Source organism: Lentzea sp. NPDC060358 (assembly GCF_042725365.1).
GTDB lineage: Bacteria > Actinomycetota > Actinomycetes > Mycobacteriales > Pseudonocardiaceae > Lentzea.
In genome coordinates this window covers 1-21,280 of the sequence record NZ_JBHXCW010000134.1, presented here as the reverse complement: position 1 = coordinate 21,280, position 21,280 = coordinate 1, and the positions used below count along the sequence as shown (strand labels likewise).

Sequence of the window (21,280 nt, the reverse complement as noted above, 5' to 3'; positions counted from 1 at the left end):
CAGACTGGACAGCCGGCCGGAGCCATCAGGCCCCGGCCTTCTTCGTTTTCCGGGGTTCCCGGTTTCAGGTCATGTTCTCCGCCCAGTACTGGGCGCACAGCATGCTCGAGCAGATGCGGCCTTCACCGTTGACGGTGCGGTGCTTGCGGATCTGCTTGCCGCACACCATGCACTCGTCCTTGCCGGCCTGCGCCGGGATGCCTCCCGTCATCCATGCCCGCGTGTGCGCCGCCACCTTCTTGTGGTCCAGCCACTTGATGTTCTTCAACGTCCCGACCTCCGAGTCTCGCTCCGCCTGGCAGGCAGTGATCATTTTCCTCCTCGCGCGCGCGTGGGAAAGAGGTCCGCGCGGACATCACCGGGTCGTGCGACGAGGGGCCCCGTCCGTCCATTCGGGTGGCTCCGGCCGGTGAGAGCCGTACCGCCGATCGAGTGAGGGCGGGGGACTTTCGTTTCTGCGAAAGGCTTTTTCCATCCGGGATGGACACGGACGGTCAAGCGGCCAAACGCGTGAGGCGCGAAAACTGCCGCTTACTCAGCGAGACTTTTCGTTGCTCCGCATGGCCCATCGGACTAGCCCGGTGATCAGCCACAGTGGACAGAACGGCTGACCATTGTGGACAGCTTCCCCCAGACGTGGGAACGTTGTCGTTGTGTCAGACCTGAATGCGACCGCAGCCGCCCTGCTCGGGCTGCTGCACGACGGACCCAAGACCGGTGGCCAGTTGGTGGCGGAGGCAGGAGACCGCTTCGGCGCGTTCTTCAGCGTGACCCGCAGCCAGGTGTACCGCGAGCTGCCCGCGTTGGCCGACCAGGGCCTGCTGCGCCTCGGCAAGCAGGGACCGCGCTCGAGCCAGCAGTACGTGCTGACGGCGGCGGGCAAGAAGGCCTTCAAGAACTGGCTGCTGTCCGAGCCCGGCCCGGACCACCTGCGCAGCCCGCTCATCCTGCGCCTCGTGCACGCCGGCTCGCTGACGGCGAAGCAGCGCGAGTCCCTGATCACGACCGCGCGCACGACGTACGGCCAGGAGCAGGAGAGCGCGAAGAGCGCCGCCAAGACGGCGGAGGACCCCTACGCCAAGGCGGTGGCCGAGTTCGGTCTCGCCCACGCGAAGGCCGTCCTCAAGCTCCTCGACGCGATCCCGACCGCCTAGGTCGCGCGCGCAGGAGAGCGCCGGCGAAGCACCGGTCGCGTACGACGACCGGTGCTGGCGTAATCTTTTTGCGTGAACCCGGACGTCGAAGCAGACATCAAGGACCTCTCCGCCACGCTTTCGAGCATCGAGGCGGTGCTGGACCTCGATGCGTTGCGCGCCGCTGTCGCGGACCTGGAGGAGCAGGCGGCCCGCCCCGACCTCTGGGACGACCAGGAGAAGGCGCAGAAGGTCACCAGCCAGCTCTCCCACAAGCAGGGCGAGCTGCGCCGCGTCACCGGCCTGCGCGAACGCCTCGACGACCTCCCGCTGCTCTACGAGCTCGCCGAGGAGGCCGAGGACGCCGAGGCGCAGGCCGACGCGGACAACGACCGCGCCAAGCTGCGCGACGAGATCGCGTCGCTGGAAGTGCGCACGCTGCTGTCCGGTGAGTACGACGAGCGCAACGCGCTCATCACCATCCGCGCCGAGGCCGGTGGCGTCGACGCCGCGGACTTCGCCGAGATGCTGCTGCGCATGTACTCGCGCTGGGCCGAGCGCCACAACTACGGCGTCGACGTGTTCGACACCTCGTACGCGGAAGAGGCGGGCATCAAGTCCGCGACCTTCCGCGTCAGCGCGCCCTACGCCTACGGCACGCTGAGCGTCGAGCAGGGCACGCACCGCCTCGTGCGCATTTCGCCGTTCGACAACCAGGGCCGCCGCCAGACGTCGTTCGCCGGCGTCGAGGTCGTGCCCGTCGTCGAGCAGACCGACCACGTCGAGATCGACGAGAAGGACCTGCGCGTCGACGTCTACCGCTCGTCCGGTCCCGGCGGCCAGGGCGTCAACACGACCGACTCGGCGGTGCGCCTCACGCACATCCCGACCGGCATCGTGGTGTCCTGCCAGAACGAGCGCTCGCAGCTGCAGAACAAGGCCACGGCCATGAACGTCCTGCAGGCCAAGTTGCTCGAGCGCCGCCGGCAGGAGGAGCAGGCGAAGATGGACGCGCTCAAGGACTCCGGGTCGAGCTGGGGCAACCAGATGCGCTCCTACGTGCTGCACCCGTACCAGATGGTCAAGGACCTGCGGAACAACCACGAGGTCGGCAACCCGTCGGCGGTGCTCGACGGCGAGATCGACGACTTCCTCGAGGCCGGCATCCGGTGGCGCAAGCAGTCCCAGCAGAGCTAGCCCGCTGAGCTGAGGCGAAGGGCACGTCCGGCCCGTTCAGAAAGCCGGGCGTGCCTTTGTCGCAGACGCGTCGTGCCTGGTCGGCCACGCCGCGTGGACCACCTGACCCGCCCGTTCGGGCCGGAAGTTAACCGGAACGGGGGCTTTACCGCGGCCATGAGTAGACTCGCGCCTCGTGATTCGTCTCGAACACGTTTCCAAGGTCTACAAGACCTCCACGCGTCCCGCGCTCGACGACGTGTCCGTCGAGATGGAGAAGGGCGAGTTCGTCTTCCTGATCGGGCCCTCCGGGTCCGGCAAGTCGACGTTCCTGCGCCTGCTGCTGCGCGAAGAGGTGCCGACCAGGGGACGCGTCTACGTCTCCAACTTCGACGTCGCCAAGATGTCGCGGCGCAGGGTCCCCCGCCTGCGCCAGTCGATCGGCTGCGTGTTCCAGGACTTCCGCCTGCTGCCCACGAAGACGGTCGCCGAGAACGTCGCCTTCGCGCTCGAGGTGATCGGCAAGCCCCGCAACACCATCGTCAAGGTGGTGCCGGAGGTGCTGCAGCTGGTCGGCCTCGACGGCAAGGAGGACCGGTTCCCGACCGAGCTGTCCGGTGGTGAGCAGCAGCGCGTCGCGATCGCCCGTGCGTTCGTGAACCGCCCGCTGGTGCTGATCGCCGACGAGCCGACCGGAAACCTGGACCCCGACACGAGCCAGGACATCATGTTGCTGCTGGAGCGGATCAACCGCACCGGCACGACCGTCATCATGGCCACCCACGACCACGGCATCGTCGACTCGATGCGCCGCCGGGTCGTGGAGCTGTCGTACGGCAAGGTCGTCCGTGATGACGCGCGCGGCGTTTACGGCGTCGGCCGCTAAGCGCTCCTAACCCCCGACCCCCAAGGAACCCCGCCCCCGATGCGTACCAGCTTCGTGTTCAGCGAGGTCGTCACCGGACTTCGCCGGAACGTCACGATGACGATCGCGATGATCCTCACGACCGCCATCTCGCTCGGGCTGCTCGGCGGTGGCCTGCTCGTCGTCCGCATGGTCGACAAGATGCAGGCCAACTACGCGGGCAAGCTCGAGGTCTCGGTCCTGCTGACCAACGACGTCAGCGCCAACGACAAGGACTGCACCCAGCAGCCGTGCGCCGGTCTGCGGTCGGCGCTGGAGCAGACCTCCGGTGTCGAGTCCGTGGTGTTCCAGAACCGCGACGACGGCTTCGAGCGCTTCAAGCGGATCTTCGAGGCCCAGCCGGAGCTGCTCAAGCTCGCGCGTCCCGAGGCGATCCCCGCCACGTTCCGCGTGAAGCTCGAGGACCCGGAGCGCACCGACGTCATCCGGCAGGCCTTCGAGGGCAAGCCGGGCGTCAAGGCGGTCGACGACCAGGGCAAGTTCCTCGAGCGGTTCTTCGAGGGCCTGAACGGCCTGCGCGACGTCGCCCTGATCCTCGCGCTCATCCAGGCGTTCGCCGCGCTGCTGCTGATCTCCAACACCATCCAGGTGTCGGCGTTCACGCGCCGCGTCGAGGTCGGCATCATGCGCCTGGTCGGCGCGACCCGGTGGTACACGCAGCTGCCGTTCCTCATCGAGGCGGTCGTCGCGGGCATCATCGGCTCGGTCACCGCGGTCGGCGGCCTGGTGCTGTTCAAGGCGTTCTTCCTCGACCGGATCACCAGGAACCTCACCGAGTCGGGCATCATCCCGCCGATCGGCTACCTGGACATCCTGATCGTGTCGCCGTGGCTGTTCCTCGTCGCGATCGTCATCTCGGCGACGACCGGTTACGTGACACTCCGCCTCTACGTGCGGCTTTAACGGTTTTGCCGGTCAACTAGAGTTGTCGTCATGGTCAAGGAACGCGGGCAGAAGGTCATCGCGTCGAACCGCAAGGCTCGGCACGACTGGGCCATTCTCGACACCTACGAGGCGGGCATCCAGCTCGTCGGCACCGAGGTGAAGAGCCTGCGCATGGGCCGGGCGTCCCTCGTGGACGCCTTCGCCCAGGTCGACGACGGCGAGATCTGGTTGCACGCGCTGCACATCCCGGAGTACGTCGCGGGAACCTGGACGAACCACGAGGTCCGGCGCAAGCGCAAGCTCCTGCTGCACAAGGCGGAGATCGAACGGCTGATCGGCAAGACCAAGGAGTCCGGTCTGTCGCTCATCCCGCTGCAGATGTACTTCAAGGACGGCTACGTCAAGGTCGAGATCGCCCTCGCGAAGGGCAAGAAGGCCTACGACAAGCGCCAGGACATCGCGAAGCGCGACGCCAACCGCGAGATCGCCAGGGCACACGGACGGGCTCTCAAGGGCCGCTACTGATGGCGCTCGTGGACGTCCACGTCCACTTCATGCCGCAGAACGTCCTGGACAAGGTCTGGGCGTTCTTCGACCGCGTGCGCGAGTCCGGTGTCGACTGGTCCATCCACTACCGCACCGACGAGAACGCCCGGCTCACCGCACTGCGGGAGCTGGGGGTCGTCGCGTTCGCGCCCCTGGTCTACCCGCACAAGCCTGGCATGGCCGGCTGGCTGAACGACTGGGCCGCCGACTTCGCCGCACGCGTGCCGGAGGCCGTTCCGACCGGCACGTTCTACGCCGAACCCGGTGCCGGCGCCTACGTGCGCAAGGCGCTGGAGGCGGGCGCGCGGTGCTTCAAGTCGCACGTCCAGGTCGGCGGCTACGACCCGCGCGACGCGCTGCTGGACGGGGTCTGGGGCCAGCTCGCGGAGGCCGGTGTGCCGGTGGTCGTGCACTGCGGCGACGGGCCGATGCCGGGGGAGTTCACCGGGCTCGGCGTCTTCGAGGGCGTTCTCCGCAGGCACCCGGCGCTGACCGCGGTGATCGCCCACGCCGGGATGCCCGACTACGCCGGGGCGCTCGACATCGCCGAGCGCTACCCGAACGTGCACGTCGACACCACGATGGTGGGCACGCCGTTCACGGAGCAGCTGGCACCGCTGCCCTCGGACTGGCGGGCGCGCATCGCGGGGATGGCCGACCGGGTCGTGCTGGGCAGCGACTTCCCGAACATCCCGTACCTCTACGAGGTGCAGCTCCAGGCGATCCGCTCGTGGGGCCTGGACGCCGCGGCCGAGCAGGCCGTGCTGCACGACAACGGCGCCCGCCTGCTTCAGCTGTCGAGGTAGGCGAGGACCGCGCGCACGCGGCGGTGCTCGGAGTTCGACGGCTCCAGTCCGAGCTTCGCGAAGATGTTGCCGACGTGCTTCTCGACGGCGCCGTCGGACACGACGAGCGCGCCGGCGATGGCCGTGTTCGACAGGCCCTGCGCCATCAGGCCGAGCACCTCGCGTTCGCGGGGCGTCAACGAGTCGACCGGGCTCTTCTTGCTGCGCACCATGAGCTGCGTGATCACCTCGTGGTCGATGCTCGTGCCGCCGTCGGCGACCCGCCGCACCGCGTCGACGAACTCCCTCACGTCGGCCACCCGTTCCTTGAGCAGGTAGCCGACTCCGCTCGCACCCCCCGCGAGGAGCTCCACGGCGTAGCGCTCCTCGACGTACTGCGACAGCACCAGCACCGGCAGGCCGGGGAACCGGCGGCGGCACTCGATCGCCGCCCGCAGGCCCTCGTCGGTGAACGTCGGCGGCATCCGCACGTCCACCACGCACAGGTCCGGCTTGTGCTCGGTCACGGCGTCGAGCAGCCCGTCGCCGTTCTCCACCGCCGCGACGGTCTCGATGCCCTCGTCGGCGAGCAACCGCTGCACGCCCTCCCTCAGCAGCACCGAGTCCTCGGCGATCACCACGCGCACGGCAACTCCGCTCGAAGCACGGTCGGCCCACCCGCGGGGCTGACGACGACAACCACACCGTCGATCGTGGCGGCCCGGTCCGCGAGCCCGGCGAGCCCGCCGCCCGGCTTCAGCTCGGCGCCGCCCTGACCGTTGTCGGTGATCTCCACCAGCACCCCCGTCTCCACCCGGTTGACCCGCACGGTCGCCTTGGTGCCGTTGGAGTGCTTGGTGATGTTCGTGAGCGCCTCGCCGACGGTGAAGTACGCGGCGCTCTCCACCGACGTCGGCGGGCGCGGCTCGACGTCCACCTGGAGGTCGACCTCGATCGGGACGCGGGCGGCCAGCGCGGACAGCGCGGCGTCGAGCCCGCGGTCGCCCAGCACGGACGGGTAGATGCCCCGCGCCAGGTCGCGCAGCTCCTTGATGGCGAGCTTCGCGTCCGCGTGCGCCTCGGCGATCAGCTCCGCGGCGCCCTCGGGGTCGGAGTCCATCTTGGACTTCGCGCGGCCCAGCCCCATCGCCACCGCGACGAGCCGCTGCTGCGCGCCGTCGTGCAGGTCGCGTTCGATGCGCCGGCGCTCCGCCTCGGCCGCCTCGACACCGCGGGCCCTGCTCGACTGCAGCCGCTCCGCCTCGATCGCCAGCGCGTCGGCGCGCGTCGGCCCGAGCATGGCGCGGGCGAACCGGCCGTGCATCCCGCCCAGCGCCTGCGTGCCCATGATCGCGACCGGGATCAGCGCCAGCCCGATCAGGGAGATCGGCCACGCGGAGGCGAACGAGTCGATCGTCCAGAAGTCGCCCACGAGCACCGCGAACGGGGCGTTGCCGATCCAGAACGGCACGCCGATGAACGCCGCGGCGACCGACCACATCGCGACGACGGAGGCGAACTCGAGGACGCCGACCGGCAGCAGCAGGAGGAGGTAGCCGTAGTCGCGCCACGTCGCCGGGTCGGTGAACTGGGCCTTCCAGCGCTGCCACAGCGTGCCGTCGGCCCGGTCGCGGTACGGGCGGGGGATCTCCGTGCGCAGCGCCGTCCTGACCCACGCCCGCTCCATCGTCGCGCCACCGCGCACGACGTTCATCGCGAGCCACAGCAGCGGGAGACCCACCCAGATGACGGCGGTCGCGAACCCCACGACGGTCAGCACGACGGCGAGGGTGAACCAGAAGATGCCGGTCACCAGGTTGGTCAGCAGGTAGAACCCGGCTGCGAGCGCGTTCGGTTTCCTCATGGTGTCCATGCTGTCGTTACCGCTGGTCAGAGACCATGCGGCTAGCTGGGAGATCGGGGGTGGGGACAGCCCTACCTGCCTCGGGAAGAACTCGGTGGCAGTGGTCGTTATGCTATGCGTACCACTACGAGGGGGTGAACGGTTTCGACTGTGGACGTTGATTCAGGGGAAGCGTGCCGGTGCAGGCGAGAGACCACCGCAAGCGTCATCGCAAACCAATAAGCGCCGAGTCCAACGACCAGCGCGCGTTCGCTCTCGCCGCCTGAGGCGAGTAGCAACGCTGTCGGCCTAGGAGTGCCTTCGTCCTAGAGTCCGGCATCAGCTAGAAGGCTTACCGGCAGTCCCGGTCGCGGGGACTGTTCGGGACACTCACAGCGACTGGGCCTGTCACACCAGCTCGTTCGCATGACTGGTGGGGCCGAGCAGAGACAGAGCGGACTGCGCACGGAGAAGCCCTGATGAGCCGCCACAGGACCCGGGTTCGATTCCCGGCACCTCCACGGAACCGGACGGCGAGTGCTCGCGACGAGCACTCGCCGTTCTGCTTGTTCAGCGGCCGGTCGTGAGGTGGCCCGACAGCGCGGCCAGGAAGTCGTTCGCGTCGAACATCGCGCCCGCCGAGGCCACGCCGGTCACCCGGAAACGGCCCGTGAGCAGCCGTTGCACCGCTTCGACGGCCAGCGGTGCGCTGACGGCGTAGATGTCGCGGCCGGTCGCGGTCCGGCGGCGCTCCTCGGTGCCCCGGCGCACCCGCACGTCCACCTCGAACGTCTCCGGTTCGGTGCGTTCGGCACCTTCGCCGAGGCCCTGGGCTGCCGTGGCCGACATGTACGAGGTCACCGACGGGATGCCGAGGTGGCTGGGGATCGTGACGATGTCCGCCATCGAGAACTCACCGATCACCGGGCGCGTGCCGCCGGTGAAGTCCCAGTCCAGCGTCGGCGGGGCAGCGGAGTGGTACCGCAGAGCGCCGTCGCGGAAGCGGACTCGTCGTCCCGCTCGGCGTTCGCGGGAGGTGGTGCCGGCTTGGAGGGTGCCCGCGGTGGGCTGCCAGCCGCTCAGGCCGTAGGCGACGTGGGCCTCGTCGGCCGAGGTCCAGTCCTCCATCGCCGCCGTGACCAGGAGGTCGGCCAGGCCGCCGAAGAACGCCATCGCCGGGACCGCCGGGATCTTCGCGCCCCAGGCGAGGGTGTCGGCGTTCGCCTCGATCTCCGCCGCCACGTCGACGTGCGGGATGCCCGCGCGTTCGGCCGCGGCCAGCAGCGGGAGGGCGGTGACCGCGAACGGGCCGGCGGTGTTGATCACCGCGTCCGCACCCGCGAGTGCGCGGTCCAGGGCCTCCGGGTCGTCGGCTCGTGCCCGCGCACGGCCGGACGGGAGCGTCCGGAAGCCGCGCTCTTCCAGTTCTGCCAGCACGAAGCGGCCGGTGTGGCCGGTGGCGCCGTAGACCGCGATGGTGTGTCCCATGTGGACCAGTCAACGAGCCGAGCGGGAATCAGGCCAGTGTCTGGAACGACGTGATGCGTACACTTTCGGACATGCTCGCGTTCGCCGTGACCGACGGGATGCTCCACTTCGAGCTCACCGCCACCTACGAGATCTTCACCGCGCCGCAGCTCGACTACGACGTGCGGATCTGCGGCACCGCGCCGGTGCGCGCCGGGCGGTTCACGCTGGAGCCCGACCTGCCGCTCGAGCGGCTCACCGAGGCGGGCACCGTGGTCGTGCCGGCCCTGGAGGACGTGGACCGGCCGATCGACCCCCGTCTGATCGAGGCCGTGCAGGCGGCGCACGCCCGGGGAGCGCGGATCGTCTCGTTGTGCACGGGCGCGTTCGTGCTGGCCGAGGCCGGGCTGCTCGACGGCTTGCGGGCGACCACGCACTGGGGGCACAGCGACGAGCTGGCGCGGCGGTTCCCGCGGGTCGAGGTCGACCCGGACGTGCTCTACGTCGACAACGGCCAGGTGCTGACCAGTGCCGGCAAGGCGGCGGCGATCGACCTGAGCCTGCACGTGATCCGCAGCGACCACGGCACCGCCACGGCCAACACGGCGGCGCGGCGGCTCGTCGTGCCACCGCACCGCGACGGCGGGCAGGCGCAGTTCGTGCTCGCGCCCGTGCCGTCCGGGGAGGGGCACCCGCTCACCGAGCTGTTCGGCTGGGTGTCGGCGCGGCTCGGCCAGGTGATCACCGTCGAGGACCTGGCGCGGCAGGCGAACATGAGCTCACGGCACCTCGCCCGGCTGTTCAAGTCCGTGACGGGCTCGACCCCGCTGCAGTGGCTGCACGCGCAACGGATCCGGCGCGCGCAGGAGCTGCTGGAGCTGACCGACGACAGCGTCGACCAGATCGCGGAGTCGTCCGGCATGGGCACGGCCACGACGCTGCGGCGGCACTTCCACCGGACCGTCGGTGTGCCGCCGGACACCTACCGCCGCACGTTCCGGCCGGCGGCGGTGCCGCGTCACCGGTGACGCCGTCGCCGGGCGGCTGCTCCGGGGAGGGTCAGGCCAGCGACTGGAGCTCGCGGGCGAGGTTGGCCCGCGCGGTCTCGTCCCACAGCTGCCGCGCGGGTTCGGTGACGTACAGGTCCTCGCGGTCGAGCAGGGTCCTGAGGACCTTCGCCCGGCCCGCCCGCCACGCCGCGTCGTCGTGCTGCGCGTACTCCTGGCGCACGGCCGCGCGGTAGCGGTCGTAGTGTTCCGGCTCCGAGCCCAGGATGGCGAGGTCGGCGTCGAGCAGCACGTGCGCCAGCGGGTCGTCCGACGAGTGCGTGATCGTGGCCAGCACCAGCGACTCCACGCGGGCGACGTACTTCTCGTCCAAGCCCGTCAGGCGGTCCCGCGCCCAGGCGGCCGACGCGCGTTCGTCGTCGCCGGGCTTGCTGTCGTAGACCACGTCGTGCGCGCACGCGGCCAGGGCCAGGACCGCGCGTTCCTCCGTCGTGAAGGCGAACGCGTCGGCCAGCGCCGACGAGTCGCGCACGACGCAGACCACGTGGAACGTGTTGTGGTAGGCCCGGTGCGGCTCGGCGTAGCGCTCCATCAGATCGCCCGCGTCGGGGGTGCCCCCGAGCGTGCGGACCGCGTCGTCCCAGGTCCGTCTCACCGTGCCAGCTCCTCCTCGACGACGTCCGCGGCGACCGCGCAGCCGTCCGCCCGGTGCATCATCCGCCGCATCTCGCCCACCCGCGCGGAAATCGCGGAATCCGACGTCAGCTGATCCACCAACGAGCGCACGCCGTCGACGGTCACCGTGTCGAGCAGCACACCGAGCCCGAGCTCCTCGACGCGCCGGCCGTTGAGCCGCTGGTCGGTCATGTGCGGGACGACGATCATCGGAACGCCGTGGTGCAACGCCTCCACGACACCGGCCAGGCCGCCGCGCGTGACGAACACGCTCGCGTGCCGCAGGACCGCCGGTTGCGGCACGAACTCGTGCGTCTCGACGTTCGGCGCGGGGCTGTGCACGGGGCCGCGCGCGACGAGGTGCCACGGCATCGCCCGTGCCGCGTCGGCGCAGACCTGGGCGGCCGTCGTCGCGAGCACCACCGGCCGGTCGCCGGGAGGGTCCCACGTGCCCTGGAAGGCGCGGTCGGCCGGGCAGTGGCCGGCGAAGGCGTAGCGCTCGTCGAACGTGTGCCCCGCGGGTTGGAATTCCCTGGGGAACAAGGCGATCCGGCGCCGGGCACCCGAGGTGAACTCCGGCAGCGCGCTCCCGACGAAGCGGTGCACCTCGGTGAAGAACCGGATCGCCTCGGGGCCGAACGTGCGCGCGGGCACCACCTCCGCCGCGAGCGACCAGTGCGCGTTGCTGGTCAGGAACGGCTCCAGCACCACGTCCGGCACGCCGAGCCGGTGCGCGACGACACCGCCCGCCCACGCCGCGACGTCCCACAGCACGAGGTCCGGGCGGTCGTCGCGGAAGACCTCCTCGAGCCGCGGCGCCACCGCCCGCGCCTCGGTGAGCGCGAGCTTCGCGGCGTCGAACAACGACGCGGGCAGGTCACGGGGAAGCGTTGTGGCACAGGGGATCGGCGTCGCACCGCACTCGGTGACCGCGGCGGTGAACCCGGCCGTGGCGGGCACGCTCACCCGGTGGCCGCGGCGCACCAGTTCGGCGATCAGCCCGAGTGCCGGCAGGACGTGACCGCGTTCGGGCATCAGGAAGATGGCGATGTGCCCCACAGAAGAGTTCAACGTCGCCGGTTCACCGCCGGTTCACCTGCTCCTGTCCCACGGGCGCTCCGGCCAGTGGTGCTTCGGGTAGCGGCCCTTGAGCTCGCTGCGGACCCGCAGGTAACCGTTGCGCCAGAACGACCGCAGGTCGCTCGTGACCGCGGTGGGGCGCCCGGCGGGGGAGAGCAGGTGCACCACCACCGGGACCCCCGCGATCTGCGGGGTGTCGGCCCACTTCATGGCGTCCTGGATGCGCACCGACAGCACGGGCTGGTCCTGGGTGTAGTCGACCTTGCCCTGGCCGATGCGTTCCGGGGCGAGCTTGTCGAGCTCGGCGCCCTCCGGCCACGGCAGCATGCCGCGCAGCAACGCGGTCGTGTCGATCTTGGCGAGGTCGGAGCGCTTCCTCGCCTTGCCGAGGTCGATCGCGCGGACGACGCTCTCGTCGTCGACGCTCGGCCAGCCGCGGGTGCGGTGCAGGAACGCCAGGCGCTCGCGCAGCCGCAGCGCGCTGTCGGGCCACTTGAGCAGCCCCAGACCCTCGGTCTCGAGCCCCAGGCGCAGTGCCCGCTGCGCCTTGGCGAGGTCGTTGAGCGGCCGTTCGCCGAGGGTGATCGCGCCGAGCTTGCGGACCTCGTTCGCGATCACGTCACCGCCCCAGCGGATGTCGTCCTCGGTGTGCACGAGGGCGCGGGCGGCGGTGACGGCGAGCTCCTCGTCGGCGGGGGCGGCGAGGCGGACGCGGCCGTGCTTGCTGCCCGGCTCGCGGTCGGCGATGGCGATCGCGAGCCACTTGTGGTGCGAGTCGGTGTGCTCCACGGCCGTGCCGTTGGCCATCAGGTAGATGCTGCTGTTCCTGGACCGGCGCTTCGCGAGCCGCTCGGGGTAGGCGAGCGCGACCACCAGCGCGGCGTCGCCGCTGCCGGCCGGGTTCGTGCCGAGCTTCTCCAGCTTCTTGATCTCCTGCCGCCACTTCCCCGGTGACTTCAGGGCGGTCGCGAGGTCGCTGGTGGCGGGGTGCGTGCTGTCGTCGAGCAGGGCCACCACCTCCGCCGCGGTCCGGTTGCCGACGAGGGCGCTGCCGTCGATGAGCGCGCGGCCGAGCCGCGGGTGCAGGCCGACGTTCGCGATGCGGTCGCGGCGGTCCGGTTCCAGTGCGCCGATGGCGTCCAGCGTCTCCTGCGCGGCCTTGAGCGCGCCCTCCGGCGGGGCGTCCCACCAGTTCAGGCCGCTGCCGTCCGGGGTGCCCCACACGGCGAGCTCCAGCGCGAGCCTCGTCAGGTCGGCGGTCTTGATCTCCGGTTCCGGGTAGCGGGGCAGCGTCGAGTGCTCGTGCTCCGGCCAGCAGCGGTAGACGCGGCCCGGCGCCTCCCGTCCCGCGCGGCCGGCGCGTTGCTCGGCGACGGCCTGGGAGACGCGGATCGTGGCGAGACCGGCGAGGCCCCGGCGGTGGTCGACGCGCGGAACCCGGGCGAGGCCCGCGTCGACGACCGCGCGGACACCGGGGACGGTGAGGCTCGACTCGGCGATGCTCGTGGCGAGCACGACCCGCTGGTGGTCGCCGCGCCTGAGGGCGGCGTCCTGCACCTGCGCCTTGAGCTGGCCGTGCAGCACCACGGTCTCCGCGTTCAGCAGGCCCCTGACGCGGTTGATCTCCCGCACGCCCGGCAGGAACGCGAGGACGTCACCGTCCACTTCGGACAGTGCCTTGTGCACGGCCCTGGCGACGGTGTTCTCGATGTGCTCGTTGCGGGCCGGCGGGACGTAGGTGATTTCCGTCGGGTACATCCGCGACTCGGAGTGCAGGACCGGCCCGCCGAGCAGGTCGGAGAGCCGTTGCGCCGCAACGGTCGCGCTCGTCGCGAGGAGCCGCAGGTCCGGCCGCAGGCCCGCCTTGGCGTCCAGCAGCAGCGTGAGGAGCAGGTCGGCGTCGAGGTGGCGTTCGTGGCACTCGTCGAGCAGGACCGTGCCGACGCCCCTGAGCTCCTGGTCGTGCTGGAGCCGGCGGACGAGCAGACCGCTCGTCACCACCTCGATGCGGGTGTGCCTGCTGGTCTTGCGGTCGCCGCGGACCGCGTAGCCCACGGTGTGGCCGACGGGTTCGCCGAGCAGGCTCGCCATGCGCGCGGCGGCGGCGCGGGCGGCGATGCGGCGCGGTTCGGCGACGACGACCTTCCCCTCGAGCGCCAGCGGGACGAGCGTGGTCTTGCCGGTTCCCGGAGGAGCGACCAGGACGGCCGCGCCGTGTTCCTGGAGCTGCTCCAGGAGCTGCGGGAGGACGGACTTCACCGGGAGATCGGGCAGGTGCACACCGTCGAGTGTGTCAGGGTTGTCCTGTGGGGACGTTCCCCGCGCACCGGCCGGCCCGGTGCCCCCGTGCCCAGTGGAAGGACCGCCGAGTTGGTGGACCCGTTGCGCGACCCGGACGACCCCGAACTGCTCGACCCCTACCAGTCGCGGTCGCTCGCGATCCTGGTCGAGGGGGCGCGGCTCGCGTCCGGCGCGGTGCGCTACGGCAGGGTCGGCCGGGTCGGGTGCGCCGCGGTCGTGGTCAACCGCGAGAACCCGCTGCCGTCCGGCAACTTCGCGTGCGCGCTCGACGGGACGTCGGTCGAGGTCGCGTCCACGCTGCTGCAGCTCGAGCAGACGTTCGCCGACGTGGGCCGTGCCGAGGCCGTCGTGTACGCGTCGCCGACGACCGTGGACGAGATCGAGGGCATCGCCGACGACTCCGGCTGGTACGCCGTCGAGGAGCTGCAGACCGTGGTCCACCGGGGCGAGTCGTCGATGTCGCCCGAGGTCAGGCGGGCCGTGGACGCGGACCTGCCCGGCATCGTCGAGCTGCTGTCCGACGAGCTGGTCGGGAACCGGGAGCGGCTTTCCCGGTGGCTCGGGCATCGATTGGACGACCCGCGTTGTTCGGTGTTGGTGGTGGATGACGGCGACCGGATCGGCGGGTTCGTGTCGTCGTTCGGAGAACGCGGCGTGGGACTGGTCGAGCAGTGCGTGGTGCGTCCGGCGCGGCGGCGTCGGGGCGTGGGGCGGTCGTTGGTGGTGTCCGCGGTCTCGGTCTTGCGCTCGTCCGGCGCGATGCTGGTCGCGTCGCAGGTGGACGAGGGTCCGGGGGAGCGGTTCGCCGAGGCGTGCGGCTTCGTGGCCGCCTATCCGGTGACGGCATATGTACGCAGAGTGGATGAGCTGCTCGACTGAGTTACTTAGTTGCCGCGTGACATATCCTTAGCAGGGCTAAGGGAGGCTGTGTGCGCGAGCGGTTGCCGGTCGAGGTGTGGGTTCTGGTCGCGGCGAGCTTCATCATCGCCGTGGGTTTCGGGATCGTGGCACCCGTGCTGCCGGTGTACGCGTCGTCGTTCGGTGTGGGGCACACCGCGGTGGCGGCTTTGATCAGTGCTTTTGCGTTCGTCCGGCTGGCGTTCGCACCGATGAGCGGCCGGCTCGTCAACCGGTTCGGCGAGCCCCGCGTCTACATCGTGGGCATCCTGATCGTCGCCCTCGGCACGGCGATGTGCGGGTTCTCGACGAGCTACGCCGAGATGCTGTCGTGGCGCGCGCTGGCGGGCGTCGGGTCGACGATGTTCACCGTGGCCGCCCTGGGGCTGCTGATCCGGATCACGCCGGCGCCGATGCGCGGCCGGGCGTCCGGGTTGTGGGCGGCGGGCTTCCTCGTCGGCAACATCGCGGGCCCGATCGTGGGCGCCGGACTGGTGCCGTTCGGGCTGTGGGTGCCGTTCGTCTCGTACGGCCTGCTGCTGTGCGTCGCGGCGTTCGTGGTCTGGTTCTTCCTGCGCAAGTCGACGTTGACAGCGCTCGACAAGAACAACACCGAGGTGCCGATGCCGGTGCGCGAGGCCGTCCAGCACGGCGCGTACCGCGCGGCGCTGGCGTCCGGGTTCGCGAACGGCTGGGCCGTGTTCGGCGTGCGGATCTCGCTCGTGCCGGTGTTCGTCATCGAGGCGCTGGAGCACAGCGCGGCCGTCGCGGGCATCTCGATGTCGGTGTTCGCCGCCGGCAACGCCGCGATGCTGTTCGTGTCGGGCAAGCTCGCCGACACCCGCGGCCGCAAGCCCGTCGCCATCGCCGGCCTGGCCGTCAGCGGCCTCGCGACGGTCGGGATGGGCTTCACCGGCGACCTGTGGACGTTCATGGCCGCGTCGTTGATCGCCGGTATGGGCGCCGGGCTGCTGAACCCGCCGCAGAACGCCGTCGTGGCCGACGTCATCGGCCCGCGCGGCAAGGGCGGGCCCGTGCTCGCGGGCTTCCAGATGGTGACGGACCTGGGCGCGATCATCGGTCCGATGTGCACCGGCCTGCTGGCCGACTCGTTCGGCTTCGAGGCGTCGTTCGCCGTCACCGGCGCCGCGCTGCTGCTGTCGCTGGGCTTCTGGTTCGTCGCGCCGGAGACCCTGCCCACACATGAGGAAGAGCACACGGCCGCCACCGTCGCGCCCGAGTGCGGCCGCCTCGACGAGAGCGCCGAGGTCCCGACGGGGGAACGGGTCGGCGGCAAGCCCAGTCACCCGCAAGCGTGATCGTCTGCTCAGCTTTCTTTCAGTCTGGGTCGCTACCCTCGTCGCCGTGGGTGGAGCAGAGCGCAGTGCGCGGAAGAAGAAGCAGGCCGCGCTCGCGGTGGCCCAGGCTCGGGGCTCGAGCGGTGGTTCCGACCGGACCAAGGTCATCGCGGGCATCGCCGTCGTGGCCGTCCTGGCCATCGCGGTGATCGGGTACGTCGTGTTCCAGTCGAACTCGTCGAGCTCGACGTCCGACGCGATCCCGCTCGCCCCGGCCGACCACACGATCTCCGCGCCCGCCGTCCGCGACGGCAGCACCGTGCTGGTGGGCAAGGACTCCGCCACCGTGACCGTCGACGTGTACGAGGACTTCCTCTGCCCGATCTGCGGCACCTTCGAGAAGACCTACGGCACGGACATCAAGAAGGCCGTCGAGGACGGCAAGGTCAAGATCCGCTACCACATCCTGCCGATGCTGAACCGCCTCTCCTCGCCCGAGGGCTACTCGACCGAGTCGGCCAACGCCGCCCTGTGCGTGGCCGACGACGGCAAGTTCAACGCCTACCACGCGGCGCTCTTCGCGAAGCAGCCCGAGGAGGGCGACGCCGGCTACACCAAGGACCAGCTCATCAAGCTGGGCAAGGAGGTCGGCGTCACCTCGGCGGGCTTCGAGTCGTGCGTGCAGAACCAGACCTACAAGTCGCAGCTGGACGAGCTGATGTCGAAGACCAGCAACGACCCCGTGCTGAAGGACGCCGAGACCGGTCGCTTCCGCGGCACCCCGAGCGTGGCCGCGAACGGCAAGCTCGTCGACCTGGACAACAAGAACTGGCTGTCCGACCTGGCTAGGTGAGACCGTCGATCGGCGCCTGGCCCTGGGACCACCGGGCCAGGCGTTGTGCTTTCCCCTGTTCGGTGCGCGGCAGCTTGCCCGGTTCGAGGACGTGCACCCGGCACGTGACGCCGAGACGTTCCTTGAGCCTCACCTGCAACGCCCCTGCGATGTCCTGAGTGGACTCGACGGCGACGTGCAACTGCGCCGTGGTCGTGCGGCGATCCTCGACGATGAGGTAGTGCGGGCTGTTCGCGAGGTCGAGCACGACGGCCTCGATCTCCGTGGGGAACACGTTGACGCCGCGGATGACGAGCATGTCGTCCTTGCGCCCCTTGAGCTTGCTCATCCTGCGCAGCGTGCGCCGCCCCGCCGGCTCGTGCAACGTGGCCACGTCGCCCGTGCGGTACCGCAGCAACGGCATGCCGGTCTTGGTGAGCGTCGTGAAGACGAGCTCGCCGTCCACGGTCTCGGGGAAGAAGTGGTCCTCGGCGATGTTGAGAAGCCCTTCGGAGTCAAGGGACTCGCACGCCACCCCGGGCCCGATGACCTCCGACAGCCCGTAGATGTCCAACGCCCGGATGCCCAGCCGCCGTTCGATCTCCTGCCGCATCTCCTCGGTCCACGGCTCGGCGCCGAAGACACCGACCTCGATGCCGGTCTCCTCGAGGTCGTCCGCGAGCCGGAGCGCGTACGACGGCGTGCAGCACAACACGTCGGGCCGCAGGTCGTTGATGAGCCGCACCTGCCGCTCGGTCATGCCGCCCGACATGGGGATGACCGTCGCCCCCAGCTTCAGGCCACCGTGGTGCACGCCGAGCCCGCCGGTGAAAAGCCCGTAGCCGTAAGCGTTGTGGACGATCGAGTTCCTCGTCGCCCCAGCACCTCTCAACGCCCTGGCCATGACCTCGGCCCAGATCTCGACGTCGCGCGCGGTGTAGGGGATGAGCGTCGGCCGCCCGCCGGTCCCCGACGACCCGTGGACGCAGACGATCTCCTCCCGCGGGGCGAGCTGGAGCCCGAACGGGTAGTGGTCCCACAGGTCCTGCTTGGAGATCGTGGGCAGCAGGTGGATCTCGTCGAGACTCACGTCTGTGCCGCGCGTCACTCCGATTTCCCGCAGCCGGTCGCCCTGGAGGTTGGCGGTCTGCAGGAGGCGGTCGACGAGGTGGTGCAGGCGCTGTTCCTGCAGCTCGCGACGGGCCTCGGGGGCCATGCACTCGATCTCGGGGTCGAACGGCTCTGCGGCGGTCATCACCCGGTCCTACCAGCCCGAATGCGGTTTGGATACCCCCGATTTTTATCTTGTGGCACGGGTGATGTACGGTATTGCCACACGAGAACGAGAGGGAAACCTCCCGGGAACGTGGACCTTCAAGGGGCTGTGGCGCAGCTGGTAGCGCATCACACTGGCAGTGTGAGGGTCAGGGGTTCGAGTCCCCTCAGCTCCACCAGCAAAAAGGCCGTCTACCGATCATGGTAGGCGGCCTTTTTACCGCAATGGGTACCGCAACGGCCGTCTACGCCGTGCTCTCATTCCTGGATTCGTCGTCGGAGTCGATGAATGCGTTCATCCCGTCCAGGGCGTCCCGTTGAACCCGCTCGATCACCTCGATGTAGGTACCGGTCGTGACCGTGATCGAGCTGTGCCGCAGGATGCGCTGCACCGTCGCCGCATCGACCCCCATCGCGAAGAGCAGCGTCGCGCAGGAGTGCCGCAGGTCGTGAACGCGGATCTGGCGGACCTCGGCGTTCTTGCACAGGGCCGCGAACATCCGGTTGACGTTCCGCGGCTCGATCGGGCCGCCGAGCTTGGTCGTGAAGACGAGACCGGTGTCCTTCCACGCCGACCCTGCCTCGAACCGTTCCTCGTTCTGCCGCTTGCGGTGCTCCCGGAGCGCCTTCACGAGCGAGGCCGGCAGCGGGATCGTGGCGTTCGAGGAGTCCGTCTTGACCTCGGTGAGCCGCAGCTCCTTGTCCACCCGGTAGAGCGCCCGGCGCACTGTCAGGCGGCCAGCCAGCAGGTCGACGTCGGACCAGGCGAGCCCGAGCGCTTCACCCCGGCGCAGCCCGACCGCAAGCGCCACCGCCCAGAGCGCGTGGAGTCGGTGGTCGCGGGCCACGGTGAGGACCTTGCGAGCCTCGACCGGGGTGAACGCGCGCACCTTATGGCCGTCGCCGTCGCTCAGCTCCACCAGGCGGGCGACGTTGCGCGCCAGGAGGTTCTCGTCCACCGCGTCCTGGAGCGCGGCGCGCAGGAGCCGGAGCAGATGCCGGCGGGAGTGCGACGACAGGTAGTCGTGGCAGCACTCCGGCGTTGCCTTGGCGCAGCAGCGAGCCCGGCCGGTCCTGGTCTTGGCACGAGCGGCGTCCTTCTCCTGGGCGCAGCACTGGCACTTGGTCCGGAGGCTGTTCAGCCACACGCGGATGTGCGCAGGCTGGAGGGCCTTCAGCTTGCGCTTGCCGATGCCGGGGATGACGTGCAGGCGGATGGCACTCTCGTACGTCGTGTAGGTCGTCCGCCTGATCGATGGCTCGGCGACCTCCTTGAGCCAGTACCGCATGTAGTCGCCGACCGACATCGTCGTGGTGATCGCCGGGAGGCCCTGACGTTCCTGGGCCTGAGCCTGAACCACCTTGCCGTTGCACTCGTCCCAGGTCTTGCCGTAGATGCTCACACGCCTACGTGCGCCATCGCCGGTCGTGACGAAGATCTGAGCCTCGTAGCGGCCGTCTGAGCGCTGCCGGATGTGGCCCTCTCCGTTGCGGCGCTTCTTGTTCTTCTTGCGGCCGTTGGCGTCCTCGGGATCGGGAGACGCGAGCGTCGTCCTGGCCATCACGCGGCCTCCTCGATGAGTTCTTGCACGTACGCCTCCAGCGAGGCCTTGACGATGCGGCGGCTACGTCCGATCTGGACCGACTTCACGGCGTTGTCCCAGATGAGCCGGTAGACCGTCCAACGGCTCACCGACAGCAGGTCTGCCGCCGCCTGCACCGTGATCAGGCTGCTGTCCATTGGTCCCCCTCGTGTTCGAACTTGCGTTGGCGCTGTTCCTTGCGGCCCTCTGCGATCGCGAGGGCGAGCGTGCGTTCGGCGTCGGTGTTGTAGCCCGAGCCCGTGTACGTCCAGTCGTTGATCACGGTGACCGTGTCGGGGTCGTAGCCCATGCGGTCGAGGACTTCGAGCGTGCGGAAGGCGTGCCGTTCCTCGCGGATGGCTTTGAAGGTGGTGCTGTAGCGCTGGGACTTGCTCAGGAAGTGCCCCCGGAAGCCGAGCATGTGCGCCCAGCGGCGCAGATTGAGCGACTCGTAGGCGTCGAGACCGCCGAGGTCCCAGGCGGTTTGGATCATGCGCCGGTGGTGGTCGGAGACCTTCAGGTGGGCGATGTGGAGTTCGGAGAGGATGCGCCGGTCTGCGGCTTCGCTCTTGCCGGTGCCTTTGGTCGCGTACTTGGCGACGTAGCCAGCCAGCCGGGCTTCGCTGATCTCTCCGGCCTCCTCGACCTCAGCGGCGTTGCTGGGCCGGATGGAGCGGCAGTCGACCTGATCGCCCCACCGCAGTACGAGGACCTCACCGTCCGGGCGGGGGACCTCCAGGCTGACCGAGCGGGCGGCCGAGTGGATCGCGTCCGCCAGCAGTTCGGCCGTGGCCCACCGGGGCGTCGGGTCGTGCGGTCCGTCGGGGCCGTCGATGCGGATGACGCCGTGGAAGTGCACGAGGCCGCGTCGCTGGTACTCGGCGACCTTGGCGTAGGACAGACGGGCATGGTTCTTGAAGTCGCCGGCGCGCAGTCCGGCCGCCTTCATCAACGCGCGTTTGACGTTGCGGATGAACCTGCCCCACAGCTCACCCACGTTGGCCTGCCAGAGGATTGAGCCGACGTAGTCGTAGGTGGCCGGGTCGACCGGGGTGCCGATGCGGGGGTCGTCGGGGTGGTGCCAGGAGCCGCACGAGCACGGGATGGTCTTGCCCCGGCTGCTCTGGCGTGCGGAGTGGACTTTGCCGAACGACGGGGCGGTGAGGGTGGCGAAGCTGCGGGGCTTCTCGGTGACCGTGGCCGGGATGTTCTTGGAGCCACCGGCGAGGCCCGCGTGCATGAGGTGGTAGGCGTCGGCGGCGTAGCGGTCGGAGCAGGCCGGGCAGACGCTCTGTCGGCGGTTGCCGCACGGGACCATGATGTCCCCGCCCTTGTGCTCGAGCACCTTGCCGTTCGGGTCGTGGAGTTGCCAGGCGCCGAACATGCGGATCGGCTGGGCGCAGCCGCCGATGGCGGTGACCTTGTCGCGCCAGTCGCGGTAGTCGACCGAGCGCAGCTTGCGGACGATGCGGTCTTCGAGGCTGGTGGTCGGGTCGGCGGGCAGCACGAGGCGTCTCCTTTCCTTGTGGCGGCATGAGAAGCGGGGCACAGCCTGGGAAGGTGGCTGTGCCC

General features: G+C 70.0%; 21 protein-coding genes, 1 tRNA gene and 1 other RNA gene. 12 read left to right on the top strand and 11 right to left on the bottom strand.

Annotated elements, in window-relative coordinates:
* Positions 1-64 precede the first annotated feature (64 nt).
* Positions 65-313, bottom strand: coding sequence for a hypothetical protein (locus ACFWGZ_RS25615; protein WP_382454109.1), 249 nt, complete (start codon positions 311-313; stop codon positions 65-67).
* Between the two features lie 340 nt (positions 314-653).
* Here ACFWGZ_RS25615 and ACFWGZ_RS25610 point away from each other — a divergent pair, with 340 nt between their 5' ends.
* The 6 genes from ACFWGZ_RS25610 to ACFWGZ_RS25585 all read left to right on the top strand — a co-directional run bounded on the left by ACFWGZ_RS25610 (position 654) and on the right by ACFWGZ_RS25585 (position 5,471).
* Entirely contained in the window at positions 654-1,154 is a 501-nt protein-coding gene (locus tag ACFWGZ_RS25610; protein WP_089921819.1) for a PadR family transcriptional regulator, read from the top strand.
* Positions 1,155-1,226: 72 nt separating this feature from the next.
* On the top strand, positions 1,227-2,330 hold the full coding sequence (gene prfB / locus ACFWGZ_RS25605) for a peptide chain release factor 2 (RefSeq protein WP_382454108.1): 1,104 nt from the start codon (positions 1,227-1,229) through the stop codon (positions 2,328-2,330).
* A gap of 175 nt (positions 2,331-2,505) precedes the next feature.
* Complete coding sequence (ftsE, locus tag ACFWGZ_RS25600) at positions 2,506-3,195, top strand: cell division ATP-binding protein FtsE (RefSeq protein ID WP_030470385.1); 690 nt, start codon at positions 2,506-2,508, stop codon at positions 3,193-3,195.
* A 39-nt stretch (positions 3,196-3,234) separates the two neighbouring features.
* Complete coding sequence (ftsX, locus tag ACFWGZ_RS25595) at positions 3,235-4,137, top strand: permease-like cell division protein FtsX (RefSeq protein WP_330851033.1); 903 nt, start codon at positions 3,235-3,237, stop codon at positions 4,135-4,137.
* Positions 4,138-4,167: 30 nt separating this feature from the next.
* Positions 4,168-4,644 (top strand): SsrA-binding protein SmpB, encoded by a 477-nt coding sequence (gene smpB, locus ACFWGZ_RS25590; protein WP_090050233.1) that lies wholly within the window; start codon positions 4,168-4,170, stop codon positions 4,642-4,644.
* Positions 4,644-5,471, top strand: coding sequence for an amidohydrolase family protein (locus tag ACFWGZ_RS25585; protein WP_382454107.1), 828 nt, complete (start codon positions 4,644-4,646; stop codon positions 5,469-5,471). Before smpB ends, ACFWGZ_RS25585 begins: the two co-directional genes overlap by 1 nt.
* Here ACFWGZ_RS25585 and ACFWGZ_RS25580 read toward each other — a convergent pair.
* Entirely contained in the window at positions 5,456-6,097 is a 642-nt protein-coding gene (locus tag ACFWGZ_RS25580; RefSeq protein ID WP_382454106.1) for a response regulator, read from the bottom strand. The two genes, ACFWGZ_RS25585 and ACFWGZ_RS25580, sit on opposite strands and share 16 nt — an antisense overlap.
* Entirely contained in the window at positions 6,085-7,323 is a 1,239-nt protein-coding gene (locus ACFWGZ_RS25575; protein ID WP_382454105.1) for a sensor histidine kinase, read from the bottom strand. The genes ACFWGZ_RS25580 and ACFWGZ_RS25575 overlap by 13 nt, the downstream gene beginning before the upstream one ends.
* Positions 7,324-7,444: 121 nt before the next feature.
* On the opposite strand from ACFWGZ_RS25575, the gene ssrA reads away from it, so the two are divergent.
* Positions 7,445-7,817, top strand: a transfer-messenger RNA (tmRNA) gene (gene ssrA / locus ACFWGZ_RS25570).
* 46 nt (positions 7,818-7,863) lie between these two features.
* On the opposite strand, the gene ACFWGZ_RS25565 is transcribed toward ssrA, so the two are convergent.
* Positions 7,864-8,781, bottom strand: a complete 918-nt coding sequence (locus ACFWGZ_RS25565; RefSeq protein WP_382454104.1) for a saccharopine dehydrogenase — start codon at positions 8,779-8,781, stop codon at positions 7,864-7,866.
* Between the two features lie 71 nt (positions 8,782-8,852).
* Between ACFWGZ_RS25565 and ACFWGZ_RS25560 the strand changes: the two genes are divergently transcribed.
* Positions 8,853-9,788: a GlxA family transcriptional regulator gene (locus ACFWGZ_RS25560; RefSeq protein ID WP_382454103.1), complete on the top strand. Its 936-nt coding sequence runs from the start codon at positions 8,853-8,855 to the stop codon at positions 9,786-9,788.
* 31 nt (positions 9,789-9,819) lie between these two features.
* On the opposite strand, the gene ACFWGZ_RS25555 is transcribed toward ACFWGZ_RS25560, so the two are convergent.
* Genes ACFWGZ_RS25555 through hrpB form a run of 3 tightly spaced genes read right to left on the bottom strand, consistent with a single transcriptional unit; the run spans position 9,820 to position 13,802 of the window.
* Entirely contained in the window at positions 9,820-10,422 is a 603-nt protein-coding gene (locus ACFWGZ_RS25555) for a hypothetical protein (RefSeq protein ID WP_382454102.1), read from the bottom strand.
* Positions 10,419-11,513, bottom strand: coding sequence for a nucleotide disphospho-sugar-binding domain-containing protein (locus tag ACFWGZ_RS25550; protein WP_382454101.1), 1,095 nt, complete (start codon positions 11,511-11,513; stop codon positions 10,419-10,421). Before ACFWGZ_RS25550 ends, ACFWGZ_RS25555 begins: the two co-directional genes overlap by 4 nt.
* A 21-nt stretch (positions 11,514-11,534) precedes the next feature.
* Positions 11,535-13,802, bottom strand: a complete 2,268-nt coding sequence (hrpB, locus tag ACFWGZ_RS25545; protein ID WP_382454100.1) for an ATP-dependent helicase HrpB — start codon at positions 13,800-13,802, stop codon at positions 11,535-11,537.
* 66 nt (positions 13,803-13,868) lie between these two features.
* Here hrpB and ACFWGZ_RS25540 point away from each other — a divergent pair, with 66 nt between their 5' ends.
* Genes ACFWGZ_RS25540 through ACFWGZ_RS25530 form a run of 3 tightly spaced genes read left to right on the top strand, consistent with a single transcriptional unit; the run spans position 13,869 to position 16,871 of the window.
* A complete protein-coding gene (locus tag ACFWGZ_RS25540; protein ID WP_382454099.1) occupies positions 13,869-14,702 on the top strand; it encodes a GNAT family N-acetyltransferase in 834 nt (277 codons plus the stop codon).
* Positions 14,703-14,752: 50 nt separating this feature from the next.
* On the top strand, positions 14,753-16,039 hold the full coding sequence (locus tag ACFWGZ_RS25535; RefSeq protein WP_382454098.1) for an MFS transporter: 1,287 nt from the start codon (positions 14,753-14,755) through the stop codon (positions 16,037-16,039).
* A 46-nt stretch (positions 16,040-16,085) separates the two neighbouring features.
* Positions 16,086-16,871: a DsbA family protein gene (locus ACFWGZ_RS25530; RefSeq protein ID WP_382454097.1), complete on the top strand. Its 786-nt coding sequence runs from the start codon at positions 16,086-16,088 to the stop codon at positions 16,869-16,871.
* On the opposite strand, the gene ACFWGZ_RS25525 is transcribed toward ACFWGZ_RS25530, so the two are convergent.
* Positions 16,864-18,105 carry a phenylacetate--CoA ligase family protein gene (locus ACFWGZ_RS25525; RefSeq protein WP_382454096.1) on the bottom strand — a complete coding sequence of 414 codons (1,242 nt, stop codon included), beginning with the start codon at positions 18,103-18,105 and terminating at the stop codon, positions 16,864-16,866. The two genes, ACFWGZ_RS25530 and ACFWGZ_RS25525, sit on opposite strands and share 8 nt — an antisense overlap.
* Before the next feature lie 123 nt (positions 18,106-18,228).
* On the opposite strand from ACFWGZ_RS25525, the gene ACFWGZ_RS25520 reads away from it, so the two are divergent.
* Positions 18,229-18,304 (top strand) — tRNA-Ala (locus ACFWGZ_RS25520).
* 66 nt (positions 18,305-18,370) lie between these two features.
* Here ACFWGZ_RS25520 and ACFWGZ_RS25515 read toward each other — a convergent pair.
* Genes ACFWGZ_RS25515 through ACFWGZ_RS25505 form a run of 3 tightly spaced genes read right to left on the bottom strand, consistent with a single transcriptional unit; the run spans position 18,371 to position 21,215 of the window.
* Positions 18,371-19,687 (bottom strand): tyrosine-type recombinase/integrase, encoded by a 1,317-nt coding sequence (locus tag ACFWGZ_RS25515; RefSeq protein ID WP_382454095.1) that lies wholly within the window; start codon positions 19,685-19,687, stop codon positions 18,371-18,373.
* Positions 19,687-19,866 carry a helix-turn-helix domain-containing protein gene (locus ACFWGZ_RS25510; RefSeq protein WP_382454094.1) on the bottom strand — a complete coding sequence of 60 codons (180 nt, stop codon included), beginning with the start codon at positions 19,864-19,866 and terminating at the stop codon, positions 19,687-19,689. The genes ACFWGZ_RS25515 and ACFWGZ_RS25510 overlap by 1 nt, the downstream gene beginning before the upstream one ends.
* Positions 19,851-21,215: a replication initiator gene (locus ACFWGZ_RS25505; RefSeq protein ID WP_382454093.1), complete on the bottom strand. Its 1,365-nt coding sequence runs from the start codon at positions 21,213-21,215 to the stop codon at positions 19,851-19,853. The genes ACFWGZ_RS25510 and ACFWGZ_RS25505 overlap by 16 nt, the downstream gene beginning before the upstream one ends.
* Positions 21,216-21,280: the final 65 nt, after the last annotated feature.

What these genes read in the sequence shown, in the direction of transcription:
- ACFWGZ_RS25615 (WP_382454109.1), bottom strand. Translation starts at nt 313, where the DNA reads ATGATCACTGCCTGCCAGGCGGAGCGAGACTCGGAGGTCGGGACGTTG.
- smpB (WP_090050233.1), top strand. Translation starts at nt 4,168, where the DNA reads ATGGTCAAGGAACGCGGGCAGAAGGTCATCGCGTCGAACCGCAAGGCT.
- ACFWGZ_RS25515 (WP_382454095.1), bottom strand. Translation starts at nt 19,687, where the DNA reads ATGGCCAGGACGACGCTCGCGTCTCCCGATCCCGAGGACGCCAACGGC.
- ACFWGZ_RS25575 (WP_382454105.1), bottom strand. Translation starts at nt 7,323, where the DNA reads ATGGACACCATGAGGAAACCGAACGCGCTCGCAGCCGGGTTCTACCTG.
- ACFWGZ_RS25585 (WP_382454107.1), top strand. Translation starts at nt 4,644, where the DNA reads ATGGCGCTCGTGGACGTCCACGTCCACTTCATGCCGCAGAACGTCCTG.
- ftsX (WP_330851033.1), top strand. Translation starts at nt 3,235, where the DNA reads ATGCGTACCAGCTTCGTGTTCAGCGAGGTCGTCACCGGACTTCGCCGG.
- ACFWGZ_RS25565 (WP_382454104.1), bottom strand. Translation starts at nt 8,781, where the DNA reads ATGGGACACACCATCGCGGTCTACGGCGCCACCGGCCACACCGGCCGC.
- ACFWGZ_RS25525 (WP_382454096.1), bottom strand. Translation starts at nt 18,105, where the DNA reads ATGACCGCCGCAGAGCCGTTCGACCCCGAGATCGAGTGCATGGCCCCC.
- ACFWGZ_RS25560 (WP_382454103.1), top strand. Translation starts at nt 8,853, where the DNA reads ATGCTCGCGTTCGCCGTGACCGACGGGATGCTCCACTTCGAGCTCACC.
- ACFWGZ_RS25510 (WP_382454094.1), bottom strand. Translation starts at nt 19,866, where the DNA reads ATGGACAGCAGCCTGATCACGGTGCAGGCGGCGGCAGACCTGCTGTCG.